13 protein-coding genes are annotated in these 13892 nt (G+C 72.2%); 8 read left to right on the forward strand and 5 right to left on the reverse strand.

Annotation, left to right across the window (positions count from 1 at the left end):
• Positions 1–13: 13 nt before the first annotated feature.
• From proP to ABVB68_RS25440, 3 genes are all read left to right on the forward strand, one after another.
• Positions 14–1510: a glycine betaine/L-proline transporter ProP gene (proP, locus tag ABVB68_RS25430; RefSeq protein WP_353603446.1), complete on the forward strand. Its 1497-nt coding sequence runs from the start codon at positions 14–16 to the stop codon at positions 1508–1510.
• 139 nt (positions 1511–1649) lie between these two features.
• A complete protein-coding gene (locus ABVB68_RS25435) occupies positions 1650–2315 on the forward strand; it encodes a PepSY domain-containing protein (protein WP_353603447.1) in 666 nt (221 codons plus the stop codon).
• A 235-nt stretch (positions 2316–2550) separates the two neighbouring features.
• Positions 2551–3327, forward strand: coding sequence for a hypothetical protein (locus tag ABVB68_RS25440; protein ID WP_353603448.1), 777 nt, complete (start codon positions 2551–2553; stop codon positions 3325–3327).
• 282 nt (positions 3328–3609) lie between these two features.
• Here ABVB68_RS25440 and ABVB68_RS25445 read toward each other — a convergent pair whose 3' ends face one another.
• The gene (locus ABVB68_RS25445) at positions 3610–4140 is read right to left on the reverse strand and encodes a GNAT family N-acetyltransferase (protein WP_353603449.1); all 531 of its coding nucleotides are present in this window, start codon (positions 4138–4140) and stop codon (positions 3610–3612) included.
• Between the two features lie 81 nt (positions 4141–4221).
• Between ABVB68_RS25445 and ABVB68_RS25450 the strand changes: the two genes are divergently transcribed.
• Entirely contained in the window at positions 4222–4650 is a 429-nt protein-coding gene (locus tag ABVB68_RS25450) for a hypothetical protein (protein WP_353603450.1), read from the forward strand.
• A 174-nt stretch (positions 4651–4824) separates the two neighbouring features.
• Here ABVB68_RS25450 and snpA read toward each other — a convergent pair whose 3' ends face one another.
• Positions 4825–5514 carry a snapalysin gene (gene snpA, locus ABVB68_RS25455; RefSeq protein ID WP_353603451.1) on the reverse strand — a complete coding sequence of 230 codons (690 nt, stop codon included), beginning with the start codon at positions 5512–5514 and terminating at the stop codon, positions 4825–4827.
• Positions 5515–5703: 189 nt separating this feature from the next.
• Between snpA and ABVB68_RS25460 the strand changes: the two genes are divergently transcribed.
• Positions 5704–6714 carry a LysR family transcriptional regulator gene (locus ABVB68_RS25460; RefSeq protein ID WP_353603452.1) on the forward strand — a complete coding sequence of 337 codons (1011 nt, stop codon included), beginning with the start codon at positions 5704–5706 and terminating at the stop codon, positions 6712–6714.
• 146 nt (positions 6715–6860) lie between these two features.
• Here the strand turns inward: ABVB68_RS25460 and ABVB68_RS25465 are convergent, their stop codons facing one another.
• Entirely contained in the window at positions 6861–7691 is an 831-nt protein-coding gene (locus ABVB68_RS25465) for a class I SAM-dependent methyltransferase (protein WP_353603453.1), read from the reverse strand.
• A gap of 518 nt (positions 7692–8209) precedes the next feature.
• Between ABVB68_RS25465 and ABVB68_RS25470 the strand changes: the two genes are divergently transcribed.
• Positions 8210–8998, forward strand: a complete 789-nt coding sequence (locus tag ABVB68_RS25470; protein WP_353603454.1) for an SAM-dependent methyltransferase — start codon at positions 8210–8212, stop codon at positions 8996–8998.
• A gap of 103 nt (positions 8999–9101) precedes the next feature.
• Here the strand turns inward: ABVB68_RS25470 and ABVB68_RS25475 are convergent, their stop codons facing one another.
• Positions 9102–9698 (reverse strand): TetR/AcrR family transcriptional regulator, encoded by a 597-nt coding sequence (locus ABVB68_RS25475; RefSeq protein WP_353603455.1) that lies wholly within the window; start codon positions 9696–9698, stop codon positions 9102–9104.
• Between the two features lie 70 nt (positions 9699–9768).
• Between ABVB68_RS25475 and ABVB68_RS25480 the strand changes: the two genes are divergently transcribed.
• Positions 9769–11457, forward strand: coding sequence for an FAD-binding oxidoreductase (locus ABVB68_RS25480; protein WP_353603456.1), 1689 nt, complete (start codon positions 9769–9771; stop codon positions 11455–11457).
• 309 nt (positions 11458–11766) lie between these two features.
• Here the strand turns inward: ABVB68_RS25480 and ABVB68_RS25485 are convergent, their stop codons facing one another.
• A complete protein-coding gene (locus ABVB68_RS25485; protein WP_353603457.1) occupies positions 11767–12486 on the reverse strand; it encodes a TetR/AcrR family transcriptional regulator in 720 nt (239 codons plus the stop codon).
• 125 nt (positions 12487–12611) lie between these two features.
• Between ABVB68_RS25485 and ABVB68_RS25490 the strand changes: the two genes are divergently transcribed.
• The gene (locus ABVB68_RS25490; RefSeq protein WP_353603458.1) at positions 12612–13835 is read left to right on the forward strand and encodes a saccharopine dehydrogenase family protein; all 1224 of its coding nucleotides are present in this window, start codon (positions 12612–12614) and stop codon (positions 13833–13835) included.
• Positions 13836–13892: the final 57 nt, after the last annotated feature.

The raw sequence follows: 13892 nt of genomic DNA on the forward strand, positions 1-13892 counted from the left end.
AAAGGATCAAGACATGACGGCGACCGACAACGACGAGTCGGCAGATCTCGCCGCGGTCAGACGCCACAGGGTGCTGTTCCGCGCGATCGAGAGGCGACGCAACCCGAAGCTTCGGCGAAGCGACATCACCGTGACCGACGAGGCGGCGGTGAAGCGCGCCACCAAGGCCGCGGCCCTCGGTAACGCGATGGAGTGGTACGACTTCGGGATCTACAGCTACCTGGCGTCGACCATCGGGAAGGTCTTCTTCCCCTCGGGGAGCGACACCGCCCAGCTGCTCGGCTCCTTCGCCACCTTCGCGGTGGCGTTCCTCGTGCGGCCCGTCGGCGGAATGGTCTTCGGGCCGCTCGGTGACAAGATCGGCCGCAAGAGCATCCTCTCCATCACCATGATCATGATGGCGGTGGGTACCTTCGCCATCGGCCTCATCCCCTCGCACGCCGCCATCGGCCTGTGGGCCCCCGCCCTGCTGATCTTCTTCCGGCTGGTGCAGGGCTTCTCGACCGGCGGGGAGTACGGGGGCGCCTCGACGTTCATCGCGGAGTACGCGCCCGACAAGCGCCGCGGCTTCTTCGGCAGCTTCCTGGAGTTCGGCACGCTCGCCGGGTACGTCGGGGCTTCCGGCCTCGTCGTCATCCTCTCCAGCGTCTTCAGCGAGGACCAGATGCTGCAGTGGGGATGGCGCATCCCCTTCCTGGTCGCGGCCCCGCTCGGGCTGATCGGCCTCTATCTGCGGCTCAAGCTGGACGAGACGCCCGCCTTCCAGAAGCTGGAGGGCGGCCAGGCCAAGGCGAGCGAGGCCGCCGACGCCGTGGAGACCTCGGCCGCCGCCGACCTCGGCAAGATCTTCACCCGCTACTGGCGGCCGCTGGTGCTGTGCCTCGCGCTCGTCGCGGCGTACAACATCACGGACTACCTGCTGCTGTCGTACATGCCGACGTACCTGTCCGACGAACTCGGCTACGGCACCAACCGCGGGCTGCTGATCCTGCTCATCGTGATGATCGTCCAGATGTGCGTCATCAACCAGGTCGGACGCCTCTCGGACCGATTCGGGCGCAAACCGTTGCTGATGGCGGGGATGCTCGGCTTCCTCTTCCTCTCCGTGCCGTCCTTCCTCCTCATCCGGCAGGGCAGCGTCGCCCTCATCACCCTGGGCCTGCTTCTGATGGGCCTCTCCCTGGTGATGATGCTCGGCACGATGTCGGCGGCGCTCCCGGCGATCTTCCCCACCCACGTCCGGTACGGTTCGCTCTCGGTCGCGTACAACCTCGCCACCTCGCTGTTCGGCGGCACGACGCCCCTGGTGGTCACCGCCCTGATCAGCACCTTCCACACCAACCTCATGCCGGCCTACTACACGACGGCCGCGGCGGTCGTCGGCGTCATCGCGGTGCTGTGCATGCGGGAGACCGCCAACAAACCCCTGGCCGGGTCCCCGCCCTCCGTCGAGACGGAGGCGGAGGCCGCCGAGCTGGTCCAGGCCCGGTCCGCCGTGCCCAGGTTCTGAGGCGCCTGCGCTGCGCCGACCGTGGGACCGCCAAGTGGCCGAGGGTGAAAAACTCACTTAACGTGCCCATATGGTGACAAAGAGAGATGGTACGACTGCGCAGCGTATACGTCCGCCGGTCTCGCGGGGCGTCGGCCTGGTGTGTGTCGCGGCCGCGGCGGGCGCCCTGATCACGGGCTGCGGCAAGGGCGACACCAGCGCCGCCGGGACCGGTGCGGTCGAGGCCGCCCAGGTGGCCCCGACCGCCTCGCCGCCCTCCGCCCCGGCGACTTCGTCCTCCGCTGCGACGACGTCTTCGTCGGCCTCGGCGAGCGGGAGCACCCTCACGGAGGACCAGGCCAGGCGGAAGGCACTCCTTGCGAAGGTCAAGGTCGGTTATGTCAAGGCGCTGAGCGCCGCGACGGCGGCGGTGCAGAAGGCGAAACCGCTCTCGATCGATCTCAAGGGTCCGGCCGACAGCCCCGGTTGGGAGGCCGAGGTGGCCACCGCCGACGGAGCCGTCCACTCCGTCCGCGTCGACGCGGTCACCGGCAAGGCCGGGCAGGCGCAGGCCCAGCAGGACCAGGACGACAAGCACGAGGTGGCCGACCGGCTGAGCAAGGCCACCGTGACCGCCCAGCAGGCCGCGCAGACCGCCACGGACAAGATCAAGGGCACCGTGACCTCGATCGGACTCGGCACCTCCGACAACGGTGCGCCGAAGTGGTCCGTCGACGTCGTGACGCTCAAGGACTGGAAGAAGACGACCTTCGACATCGACGCGACCACCCGCAAGATCATTCGGGAGCACGTCGACCAGGACTGAACCGGTCGGGCACCGTCGCGCACGTGAGGAACCCGGTGAAGCGCCCGAAGCGCCCCCGCCGTCCGGACACCGGTCCGGGCGGCGGGGGTCTTTCGCCGTGGGGGACTTCCGGGACGCGCCGGGCGAGGCGAGTTCGCGGGCGAGCGGCGCGCGAGCTTGCCCCTGGCGCAGGATCCCGTCGGCGCAGGGGAACGCGCGAGTGGCCGCCCGCGTGCACCGTGCCCACTCTGGAAACATGAGTACCGTCGCGGCCACCGGCTCCGGCCGGCTCCTGGAAAGCCCCATCGTCGGGATGGCCCCGTGGATCGTCTTCTCCCTGCTGGTCGGACCGGGCCGGTTCGAGATCGCGGTCGCGCTGGCCCTGGCGTGCACCGTTGTCCTCGTGTCCCTCGGCAGACTCGTGCACCGGGGCAGCTCCTGGAAACTTCTCGAACTGGCCGACCTGGTCTTCTTCGCCGGCCTGGCTGTCATCGGCGGACTGGCGGACGCCGGCACGCTGCGCTGGCTCGAGGTGTACTCCGGGGAGGTGTCGAACATCGCCCTCGTCCTGATCGCTTTCGGATCGATGGCGGCCGGGACGCCGTTCACCCTCCAGTACGCCCGCGAGCAGGTCGACCCGGCCCAGTGGCACACACCCGCGTTCCTGCGGGCCAACTACATGATCACCGGGGTGTGGGGGCTGGCGTTCCTGGTCGCCGCCCTCGTGGGCGGTTACGGCGACCTCGTCCTCCACAACCCGAACAACATCTGGACCGGCTGGATCATCCAGATCCTGGCCATCGTCGTGGCCCTCCGCTTCACCGCCTGGTACCCCGACGTGGTCCGCGCCCGGGCCCGGCGCGAGCAAGGGCTGCCGGTTCCCGATCAGCCCCGGCTGTCCGGCCTGCTGCTGCCCATGGCCGGCCTGCTCATCCCGGTAGGGATCGCCGTGCTCGTCTTCGACAACACCTGGTGGCTGGGCGTGGCCCTGATCGTCGTCGGCGCGTTCCTCAGCAAGGCACTGCGTGAGTGACCGGGACCGTGCGCGCGCCCGAACCGGTAGGCCGCCGAGTCCGTCGGAGCGGGTCGCGGAGGCCGCCGAGTCCGTCGGAGCGGGCCGTGGAGGCCGTGGAGTTCGTTGGGCCGGGCCGCGGAGGCCGCCGAGTCCGTCGGAGTGGGCCGTGGAGGCCGCGGAGGCCGCCGAGTCCGTCGGAGTGGGCCGTGGAGGCCATGGAGTTCGTCGCACCGGGCCCCGGAGGCCGTGGAGTCCGTCGGACCGGCGCGTTGCGCGGACTTTCCTCGCGTCGCCCTTCCGCTACCCGCTGAAGCCGTCGTCACGGGACGAGTCGTACGCCTGCTGGACGCTGCGCCGATACCAGGTCCCCGGCCTGCCTCCGAGATCGGCGGGGTCCGCCGGGCCGAGGGGAACGAACCCGGCCTTCGTCAGCACCTTCCGGGAGGCGGCGTTCGCGTGCGCGGTGGCCGCCCTGAGCGTGCGCAAGCCGTACCGCGCCCCCGCCACCGCGCACAACTCCCGGACGGTGGCGGTCGCCAGACCCTGCCCGGCCACGTGCTGCGCCACCCGGTAGCCGAGTTGTGCGGTGTGGTCCTCGATGTCGACCAGGTTGAACCTGCCGAGTACCGAGCCGTCCTCGGCGACCAGCACGTGGAAGGCGCAGACGCCGGCCTCCTGCTCGGCCAGCAAGGCGTCGTACCGTTCGGCGAACCGGGCGAAGAAGTCGTCGCCGCGGTCGGAGACGGATGCGGCGAAATAGGCTCGGTTCGCCAGCTCGAACGCCAGGACCGCCTGGGCATGGCCGGCATGGAGCCGCTGCAACTCGGTCATGGCCCGACCGTATCCCGCAGGCGCGTCGATGCCATCCGGGTTTCCGCGTTTGCCCGGACCGGGTCGGGCAACGCGAACTCCATGACTGAACCGAACAGTGAGACGAGCCGCAAGTCCGCAGCAGAGGACAAGACGGCCGCGAAGGCACGGCAGACGGCGGACAAGGCGACGGCACCGGCCGGACGCGCGGCGAAGAAGGCCGTGGCGACCACCGATGACGCGGTGTCGGCCGCGAAGTCCGGCACCGATCGAGCGGCCGGGGCGGCCGGCGCGGCCGCCCGCACGGCGGCCCAGGGCGTCGAGTCGGGCCGGCAGGCGCTGATCACGGCCTCGGGCCAGGTCGCGGCCACGGCCAGGACGGCCTGGGCGGTGGTCGCCCACCGTAAGGTGGTCGTCGCCGGAGTGGGCGCGGGCCTCACCGCGCTGACCGCCGCGTCGTACGCGATGGGCCGCCGGGCCGAGCGGCACACGTACGGTCCCCTCACCCGCCTGACCAACGCGCGTATGTGACGGCCCGTCGGCGGCCGGCGTCCGGCTCGCACCGGTAGCACCCCTCCAGCCCCGCCGCGACCGCTCGATGGCGTCGAAGACAGCGGCGGTACGGACCGCGGGTCGGCGCCGCGGTCCGTACCGGAAGGGGCCGGCCCGGACCCTGGGGAGGCCCGCCCGGCACGTGCACGGGGGTCAGCGCGACGCGTTCACCTGCGCGATGGCCTTGGCGAGGCCGTTGGCCCACAGCTGGTTGACCCGCGAGCGCTCGGCGGAGTTCGGGTACCGGTTGGTGCAGGAGGGGCCGGGACCGCCGCCCGACATCAGCTCGCTGCACGGGCCGCTGTAGTGGTCGGGCAGCCCGAGCACGTGACCGGTCTCGTGCGCGGTGACCCGGATGGAGTCGTACTGCTGGTTCTGCGTGTAGTCCAGGAAGATGTAGCCGCTGCCGTGACCGTTGGTGGAGGCGTAGGACCCGCGTGAGTCGTTGCCTTCGTAGTAGGAGAAGTCGGCGCCGCCGGACGTCGCCTGGAGCTTGACGTTCGACACCGAGCTGTTCCAGATGGAGGCGGCGCTCGATATCTGGGAACGGAAGCTCGGGGCCTGGGAGGCGTTGTAGTAGACGGTCACCGCCTTCAGGGAGGACTGGGCGGCCTGCCTCTTGGCGACCGACTTCAGCACGGCGTCGAAGAACGCCTTGTTGCCGGCGTTCTCTGCCGTACCCACGTAGCCGACGGCGCTCGTGGGGGCGGGGGCCTTGGCGGGGCTCTGGGCGCTCGCCGGGTTCGCGGTGCCGAGCGCGGCGGAGGCCAGACCGAGGCCGAGCGCGAGGGCCAGGATGCGTCTGGGGTTCTTCGAGCCGGTGCTGTGGCGGAACGAGGCCATGTGGGGGCTCCTTCTCGTCCTGTGGGGTTGAACGATCGGTTGCCAGTGAGTCTCCTGTAGGCCAACGGGTCGGGGGATGATGGCAATCGGGGATAGCACGGGGCTATCGGCGCCCAACTCGCCCACTTGCGTTGTTTGTTGGAACTTGAACATCTGGTGTCACGCCCCGCGCCGCCCTACGCTCCCTCCATGGAGCTCGAGGTGAGGCATCTGCGCGTTCTCTGCGCCATCGCCGACACCGGCAGCCTGCACAAAGCGGCACGAGAACTCGGCCTGGCGCAGCCCTCGTTGAGCACTCAGCTGCGCCGCATAGAGCAGGCGCTCGGTGCCCAGCTCTTCGTCCGCGCCCGGACCGGCTGCCGCCCCACCCCGCTGGGGCTCGCGGTGCTGAGCCGGGCCAGACCGCTCATCACCGAGTTCACCGCGATCGTCACCGAGACCAGGGCGGCGGCCGCCCGCGCCACCGGCCGGTTCCAGCTGCGCATCGGCGCCACGGCGAGCCGGGCCATCCCCGGCTGGCTGCGCCTGCTGCGGGCACGGGTACCGCGGATCGAACCGACGCTGCAGATGAACGTGTCCGCCAACGCCCTGCTCGGCATGGTCGCCGCGGGCCGGCTCGACATGGCCTTCGTGCACGAGGTGGAGGGCAGCCCGCTGCGCGTCCCGCCCGGCCTGTGCCTGCGCGTGCTCCTCGAGCGGGAACCGCAGTTCGTCACGCTCGCCGCCGACCATCCCGCGGCGTCGCGGCGGCAGGTGAGCCTTGCCGACCTGGCCGGTGACCGGTGGATGATCGACTCCACGGTCGACGGCGAGTGGGACGCCCTGTTCCGGGTGCTGCGGGCGGCGGGCCTGGAGCCGGAGATGCTGCACGGCGACTACCTCACCGCGTACTCCCTGGCCGCCACCGGAGAGGTGGTCACGGTCAGCCAGCCGACCGCCCATCCCCGTCCCGACCTCGCGATCCGCCCCCTGGAGGGCAACCCGATAGGCGTGCGCCTCCTGCTGGCCGCCCGCACCGAAGCCGAACTGGACGAGGTGTACCCACAGTTGGAGCAGGCCTACTGGGCGGTCGCCCGTGAGGCGCCGGCCTACCGGGAATGGCTGGAGGACGCGCACCGGCACACGCGTCCCGAGCCGGTGCGCGCGCCGGTGCCGGCGCCGTGTACGCGGCCGATGACGGCCGGACTGCCGACGCCGTGAGACCGCCGGCCGGCCGCCACGAAGGTGGTAGGCGCGGCGGCCCGGCCAGTCGTCGGGCGACGGCCTGGCCGGCAGGGTGGGCAGCCCGCGGAGACGGTGTCCCCGTCCCTCAGCCTGCCGAACCTCGTCGGGAAGCCTCGCCGCGGTCAGCGGCTCCGGCGCTCGCGCTGCCCCCAGGCCATCATCATGCCGGGCCCCAGCTCGGCGAGCCGGGACGACGCCAGGTACGCGAGGGCCTCGTCGACGACCGTGGCGTCCACCAGGCCGGTCTCCTCCAGAGCGGGCCGCATCCGGCTCCACGTCTCGGACCAGAACGCGGCGAGGGGGCTGCCCGCGACCAGGGGCGGGCAGTACAGCTCCGCGGCGACGTTCCGCAGGTCCTCCTCCCGCAGGAAGTGCGGATACGCCGGGACCGTGGAGACGTCCGTGCCGATCGTCGATCGCAGCGCCCGCCACATGGCGTCCATGGTCCGCCGGTAGGCGGAGGAGGCGTCCAGGGCGTCCGGCAGTTCCACCGCGTCGCCCAGTACCAGCCAGCCTCCCGGCCTGAGCCAGCCCGCCAGCCGGGTGACGAGCCGGCGGCGCTGGGGCAGGTGCATGAGGACGAACCTGGCGTGGACGAGGTCGAAGCTGCCGGGGCGCAGGCTCTCGTCGGTGACGTCGGCGTCGACCACCCGCAGCCGGGGCTCCGCGAGGGCGTCCAGTGCGCCGGTGTCCCGGTCGAGGGCGACGACCTCCTCGACGCCCGCCTCTTCCAGCAGCCAGCGCGCCACCGTTCCGGTCCCCGCCCCCACTTCCAGACAGCGGCTGCCCGGGCCCACGCCCAGAGCCCGCAGCCGGCGCGTGGTCACGGGGTCGTAGGCCAGCGCGGCGGCGTCGATCCGCTCGGCTTCGCCCGGGCGGTCCGGTTCGAAGAGGTCCTCTCCGTAGCGGCCTTCCCCGGCGGCCGCGTCGTCCGCGGACGGCGACCCGGTCATGATCGGACCCCGCGTGCCGGCCGCAGGGCGGGCCGTGCCCGATCGACCGGCCGGCGCCCGGCCGGGTGAGGCTGACACATCGCTCGCACGACCTCCATGCTCATCTCCCTCAGGGTGCGGGCGACGGTCGACCGCCGCGCGCGGTACGCCTTCAGCCGTGCGCGGTACGTCTTTCGCACCGCCGCGTCGATCACCACGGTCACACCGCCGGCCGCGCACCGTCTCGGCCCCGGCGCCGAGGACCGCCGTCGACGTCCGTGGTCCGCGCGCCCGCCGTGTGTCCCGTGGCCGGCACGGCCGGCACCGTTGCCCGGGGCAGTGGAACAGCACCTGAACATAGGCCCGCGCAGCGGGGCTTGCCCGCCGCAGCTCCGCGGCGCGGCGAGTCCCATCCGAATGGCCCAGCCGGACAGCGGCGGTCCGGGATGCGTCAACGGCCTTGCGGAGCAAGGAGAACGGTGTGCGACACTCGTTGATCGTCAGCATCCATCGGTCAACGACGCGCGACGGAGCCCGCCATGACGCCCGGCACCTCAACCCCCCGGCAGATCGACACGAGCACGGCCCACCCGGCCCGCGTCTACGACTGGCTGCTCGGCGGCAAGGACAACTATCCCGTCGACGAGGCGGTGGGGGACAGACTTCCCCCGCAGGCCCGGGACGCCGCCAGGCAGAACCGCGCGTTCATGAACCGCGCGGTCGCCTGGCTCGCCGGACAGGGCATCGACCAGTTCCTCGACATCGGCACCGGCATCCCCACCGAGCCGAACCTCCATCAGATAGTCCAGGACATCGTTCCGACCGCCCGTGTCGTCTACACGGACAACGACCCGATCGTGCTGCGGCACGCGGAGGCGCTGCTCGTGGGGCGTCCGGAGGGTGTCACGGACTATGTGGAGGCCGATGTCCGGGACCCGGCCGCGATCATGGGTCACGCGCGCCGGATCCTCGACTTCAGCCGCCCCATCGCCCTGTCGCTGATCGCGCTGATGCACTTCCTCGGCGACGACCAGAACCCCCACGCCCTGGTGCGGGACATGGTGGCCGAACTGCCCTCCGGCAGTTACCTGGTGCTGTCGCACGCCGCGTCCGACATCTTCCCCGAACTCGCCGAACAGGTCACGGCCGAGTACGCCAAGGGCGGCATCCGTCTGGGATTCCGGACGCGCGCCGGTGTCCTGCGCTTCTTCGAGGGCCTGGATCTGGTGGAGCCCGGGCTGGTGACCGCTCCGGAGTGGTTCAAGGAGACCCCGGCTCCCTCCCCGGAGGGCAGCGGCATCTACGCCGGCGTCGCACGCGTCCGCTGACCCGCGGCGCCGGTCGTGCGGCCCCCGGGCCGGTCAGTAGGGTCCCGCCCCGGGCCGGTGAGTTCGGTCCCGGGCCGGTCCGCACGGTCCCGCCCCGGGCCGGTCAGTCCGTGCCGAGCGCGGTGAGCAGACGCACGCAGCGGGCCGTCATCTCGGCCGCGCTCTGGTCGGGGTGGTCCGACCACCAGCGCATGACGGCGGTCACGGTGTACTGCCAGACGTGATGGAGCAGTTGGTGGTCGAGTGGGTCGTCGTGCCCGGCCCGGGTGAGGAGCCCGGCGGCGCCCGCGGCCCCCATGGCGGCGAGCCGCCCGCGGTACAGACGCACGGCCCCGCGCAGCTCATCGGTCGGCGGCAGGGCCGGATCGTAGAGCACCGACCAGGCGTGTCGGCACCGCTCGACCGTGGTGAAGATCGCGCCGAGGGTGTCCAGCGCGTGGTCGGCCGAGCCGCTGCGGGACCTGGCGGCGGCCACGGCGTCCACCAGCAGGCCGCCGACCCGGTGGACGCAGGCCAGGTACAGCCCGTCCTTGGAGTCGAAGTAGCTGTAGACCAGCGGTTTGGAGATGCCCGCGCGCCCCGCGACGGCGGCGACGGACACCCCCGCGTACCCGTGTCTGCCGAACTCCTCCACGGCCACGTCGATGATCTGCCGCTCCCGCTCCGCCCGGGAGACACCCTTGGTTCCGGCCTTGCCCATGAGGGCCACCCTAGCCCACCATGTGACCCCAAAGTAATTTACCCATGGGTCAATCGAGGGGCGCACTGTCGTGACGCGATCGTGGTGGGGCTGGGGAAACGCCCAGGACGCGGTGTCCGGTGCCGAGTTGCGGATGCTGCTGTCACGCGTGCGAGCGCTGATCCCGGGCGAACTGACCGAGCACAGACCGCCGGCCGTCGCCGCCCTCGGCCTGCGCGCGCCCCGGGTGTCCGCACCCGCCTCGCTCGCCGCCCTCTGCTCCGCCGAGCCGGCCGACCGCGCCGCGCACGCCCACGGCAAGGCGTTCCGGGACGTGGTCCGCAACCTGCACGGGGAGCTGCGCCACGTACCGGACCTCGTCGTCCGGCCCCGCGACGAGCGCGACGTGACCGACCTGATGGACTGGTGCTCGCGCGAGGGCATCGCCGTCATCCCGTACGGCGGCGGCAGTTCGGTGGTCGGCGGCGTGGAGCCGCGCTTCGACGGTCACCCCGCCGTGGTCACCCTCGATCTGGAGCGCCTGGACCGGGTCCTGGAGATCGACCGGACGAGCCGGGCCGCGCGCATCCAGGCCGGCGTGTTCGGTCCGCGTCTGGAGGCCCAGCTGCGTCCCCACGGGCTGACGCTGCGGCACTTCCCGCAGTCGTTCGAGTTCTCCACGCTGGGCGGCTGGCTCGCCACGCGCGCCGGCGGCCACTACGCGACGCTGTACACGCACATCGACGACATGGTCGAGTCGATGCGGGTGGTCACGCCGAGCGGGGTCAGCGCGTCGCGGCGGCTGCCGGGCTCCGGCGCGGGGCCGTCTCCCGACCGGCTCTTCCTGGGCAGCGAGGGAACGTTGGGCGTCATCACGGAGGCGTGGATGCGCCTCCAGGAGCGCCCCCGCCGGCGCGCCGGGGCGTCGGTGCGGTTCGACGACTACGCGGCGGCGGTCGCGGCCACCCGGGCGATCGCGCAGAGCGGGCTGCACCCGGCGAACTGCCGCCTGCTCGACGCGGCCGAGTCGCTGATCAACGCGGGCGTGAGCGTGGGCGGCGGTGTACTCGTCCTCGCCTTCGAATCGGCGGACCACCCGGTCCGCCGGAGCCTGGAGCGGGCCGTGGAACTCTGCCGGGACCACGGCGGCGAGCCGTTCGCCGATCCCGCCGGAGAACCCGGCCGGAACTCCGGCGGGGAACCCGGCATGAACGACGGCGGGGAACCGGCCGGGGATTCCGCCGGGAACTCCGGCCGGGGATCAGCGAGGAACTCCGGTGAGGGCCGGTCCGGTGGATCGGCCACGGAGACCTGGCGCTCGTCGTTCCTGCGCATGCCCTATCAACGCGACGCGCTGGCCCGTCACTCGATGATCGCCGAGACGTTCGAGACGGCCTGCACCTGGGACCGGTTCGAGGCACTCCACCGGGCGGTCACCGGCGCGGCGCGCCAAGCCATCCGCGAGGTGACCGGAACAGGCGTCGTCACCTGCCGGTTCACCCATGTCTACCCGGATGGGCCGGCGCCGTACTTCGGCGTGTACGCACCCGGCCGCTGGGGCAGCACCGTAGCCCAGTGGGACCACATCAAGGCCGCGGTGTCCGAGGCGATCGAGGCGCACGGCGGGACCATCACGCATCACCACGCGGTCGGGCGCGACCACCGCCCCTGGTACGACCGCCAGCGCCCCGACCCCTTCGCCGCCGCCCTGTCCGCCGCGAAGGCCGCCCTGGACCCGGCCGGCGTCCTCAACCCCGGAGTGCTCCTCCCGGTGCCGTAACCGCCCGGGGCCCGGCGCCCGGCGCTCGAGAACCCGGCGCCCGCCACCCGGCCTTCCGGCGCCCGCCACCCGGCACCCGGGCACCCGGCATCCCGGCGCCCGGCATTCCGGCGCCCGCCACCCGGCACCCGGCATCCAGCATCCCGGCACCCGGCATCCCGGCACCTGCCATCCCGGTGCCCGCGCGATCGCGCCCGGGAAGGTGTCACCCCGGATCACATGGACGATGGGGAAGGGGGGCATCCGCGGGTCGGCCGGACGCCCTCGGCCAGGGGCGGGTCCGGTCAGGGCAGACTCGGTTCGGTCCGGTCAGGGTGAGTCCGCGGATCGCGCGGCGGCCAGTTGCGCGGCGGCGCTGTCCAGCAGGGTGTCGAGGACGGCCGGGTAGGCGCTGTGCGGCATGCGGGCGGCCAGCAGCCCGGCGGTCGCGGCGATGTGCGGGTAGGACTCCGCGGGGAGCCGGGCATACGTGGAGGTCCACATCTCCTCGTCGGCCGCGCGCGCCTCCTGCGTCAGGGCCAGCGCTCCGGCATCGAGTGCGGCGAAGGCCAGGCTCAGGTCGATGAAGGCGTGGTAGAGGCGGACGGCCTCGTCGTCCGGGAAGCCGGCGGAGCGCACGATGCCGAGGATCGTCTCGTCGACCGCGATCTCCCGGGGCCGCCCGGTGACCCGGCTCGCGGTCAGTGCGGCGGCGTGCGGGTGCGCGAGGTACGAGGAGTGGATGGCGAGCCCGAGGGCCCGCAGATCGGCCCGCCACTCACCCGTGGCGGACCAGGTGTCCAGCGCCCGCCCCATCAGCTCCTCGCCGATGGCCCGGGTCAGGTCGTCCATCCCGGCGAAGTAGCGGTAGAGGGTGCTCGGGTCCGCGCCGAGGGCCGCACCCAGCCGGCGCGCGGTGAGGCCGGTGCTGCCGTGCTCGCGCAGCACCCGCAGCGCGGTCCGCACGATGAGCGCCTCCGACAGCACGGTGCCCCGCTGCGTCGGCCGGCGCCTGCGCCGCGCCGACTCGGGCACCACTTGCTTGGCCATGCGGACCCCTCCTCCTCGGCGCCACGACGGCGACCCTTATGCCAACGCCATTGACTTTACCTTGCGCGGTCCCGTTGCATCGGGTCATCCGCACAGGCGTGTGCCTTGGGAGAAAGGTGTCTGACATGCGAGTACTGCTCGTGGGCGCGGGCGGTGTCGGGACCGCCGTCACCCGGATCGCGGCCCGCCGCGACTTCCTGACCCACATGGTCGTGGCCGACTACGACCTCAGCCGGGCGGAGGCGGCCGTCGCCGCGCTGAAGGAGCACGGCGACCGCTTCAGCGCCCGGCGTCTGGACGCCTCCGACGAGGACGGCGTACGCCGGCTGCTCGCCGAGGAACGCTGCGACGTACTGCTCAACGCGACCGACCCGCGGTTCGTGATGCATCTGTTCCGGGCGGCACTCGCGGCGGGCGCCCACTATGTCGACATGGCGATGTCCCTGTCCGCCCCGCACGCCGAGCGCCCGTACCAGGAGTGCGGCGTGAAACTCGGCGACGGCCAGTTCGAGCTGGCCGGGCGCTGGGCGGACGCGGGCCGGCTGGCCCTGGTCGGCATGGGGGTGGAGCCCGGCCTGTCCGACGTCTTCGCCCGCTACGCCGCCGACGAACTCTTCGACGACATCGAGGAGATAGGCGTCCGCGACGGGGCCGACCTGACCGTGGAGGGCTACGACTTCGCGCCGTCCTTCAGTATCTGGACCACGATCGAGGAGTGCCTGAACCCTCCGGTGGTCTACGAGAAGGACCGCGGCTGGTTCACCACGGCGCCCTTCAGCGAACCGGAGGTCTTCGACTTCCCGGAGGGCATCGGCCCGGTCGAGTGCGTGAACGTCGAGCACGAGGAGGTGCTGCTGATACCCCGCTGGGTGGACGCGCGCCGGGTGACGTTCAAGTACGGCCTGGGCGACGACTTCATCGCCAAGCTGAAGACCCTGCACGAGTTGGGGCTGGACTCCACCGCGAAGGTCACCGTCCCGGGCGAGGACGGGCCGGTGCGGGTGTCCCCGCGCGACGTGGTCGCCGCCTGCCTGCCCGACCCGGCCACCCTGGGCGACCGGATGACCGGCAAGACCTGCGCGGGCACCTGGGTGAAGGGCACGAAGGACGGCGCCCCGCGCGAGGTGTACCTCTACCACGTGGTCGACAACCAGTGGTCGATGCGCGAGTACGGCTGTCAGGCCGTGGTCTGGCAGACCGCCGTCAACCCGGTCGCCGCCCTCGAACTCCTCGCCACCGGCGTCTGGTCGGGACAGGGCGTCCTCGGCCCCGAGGCCATGGCACCCCGCCCCTTCCTCGACCTGCTCACCGAGTACGGCTCTCCCTGGGGCCTGCGCGAGCAGCACTGACCCCGGGGGCCCGGAGCGGAGGGTGGACGGCTCACAGGCCCCGGATCACTGGGACGA

The organism is Streptomyces sp. NPDC096012 (assembly GCF_040426375.1).
GTDB lineage: Bacteria > Actinomycetota > Actinomycetes > Streptomycetales > Streptomycetaceae > Streptomyces.

Excerpts from the sequence above, each read along its gene's own strand:
- snpA (WP_353603451.1), bottom strand. The coding sequence starts at position 5,514 with ATGGCCTCGTTCCGCCACAGCACCGGCTCGAAGAACCCCAGACGCATC.
- ABVB68_RS25450 (WP_353603450.1), top strand. The coding sequence starts at position 4,222 with ATGACTGAACCGAACAGTGAGACGAGCCGCAAGTCCGCAGCAGAGGAC.
- ABVB68_RS25485 (WP_353603457.1), bottom strand. The coding sequence starts at position 12,486 with ATGGCCAAGCAAGTGGTGCCCGAGTCGGCGCGGCGCAGGCGCCGGCCG.
- ABVB68_RS25460 (WP_353603452.1), top strand. The coding sequence starts at position 5,704 with ATGGAGCTCGAGGTGAGGCATCTGCGCGTTCTCTGCGCCATCGCCGAC.
- ABVB68_RS25470 (WP_353603454.1), top strand. The coding sequence starts at position 8,210 with ATGACGCCCGGCACCTCAACCCCCCGGCAGATCGACACGAGCACGGCC.
- ABVB68_RS25490 (WP_353603458.1), top strand. The coding sequence starts at position 12,612 with ATGCGAGTACTGCTCGTGGGCGCGGGCGGTGTCGGGACCGCCGTCACC.
- ABVB68_RS25475 (WP_353603455.1), bottom strand. The coding sequence starts at position 9,698 with ATGGGCAAGGCCGGAACCAAGGGTGTCTCCCGGGCGGAGCGGGAGCGG.
- proP (WP_353603446.1), top strand. The coding sequence starts at position 14 with ATGACGGCGACCGACAACGACGAGTCGGCAGATCTCGCCGCGGTCAGA.
- ABVB68_RS25465 (WP_353603453.1), bottom strand. The coding sequence starts at position 7,691 with ATGACCGGGTCGCCGTCCGCGGACGACGCGGCCGCCGGGGAAGGCCGC.
- ABVB68_RS25445 (WP_353603449.1), bottom strand. The coding sequence starts at position 4,140 with ATGACCGAGTTGCAGCGGCTCCATGCCGGCCATGCCCAGGCGGTCCTG.
- ABVB68_RS25440 (WP_353603448.1), top strand. The coding sequence starts at position 2,551 with ATGAGTACCGTCGCGGCCACCGGCTCCGGCCGGCTCCTGGAAAGCCCC.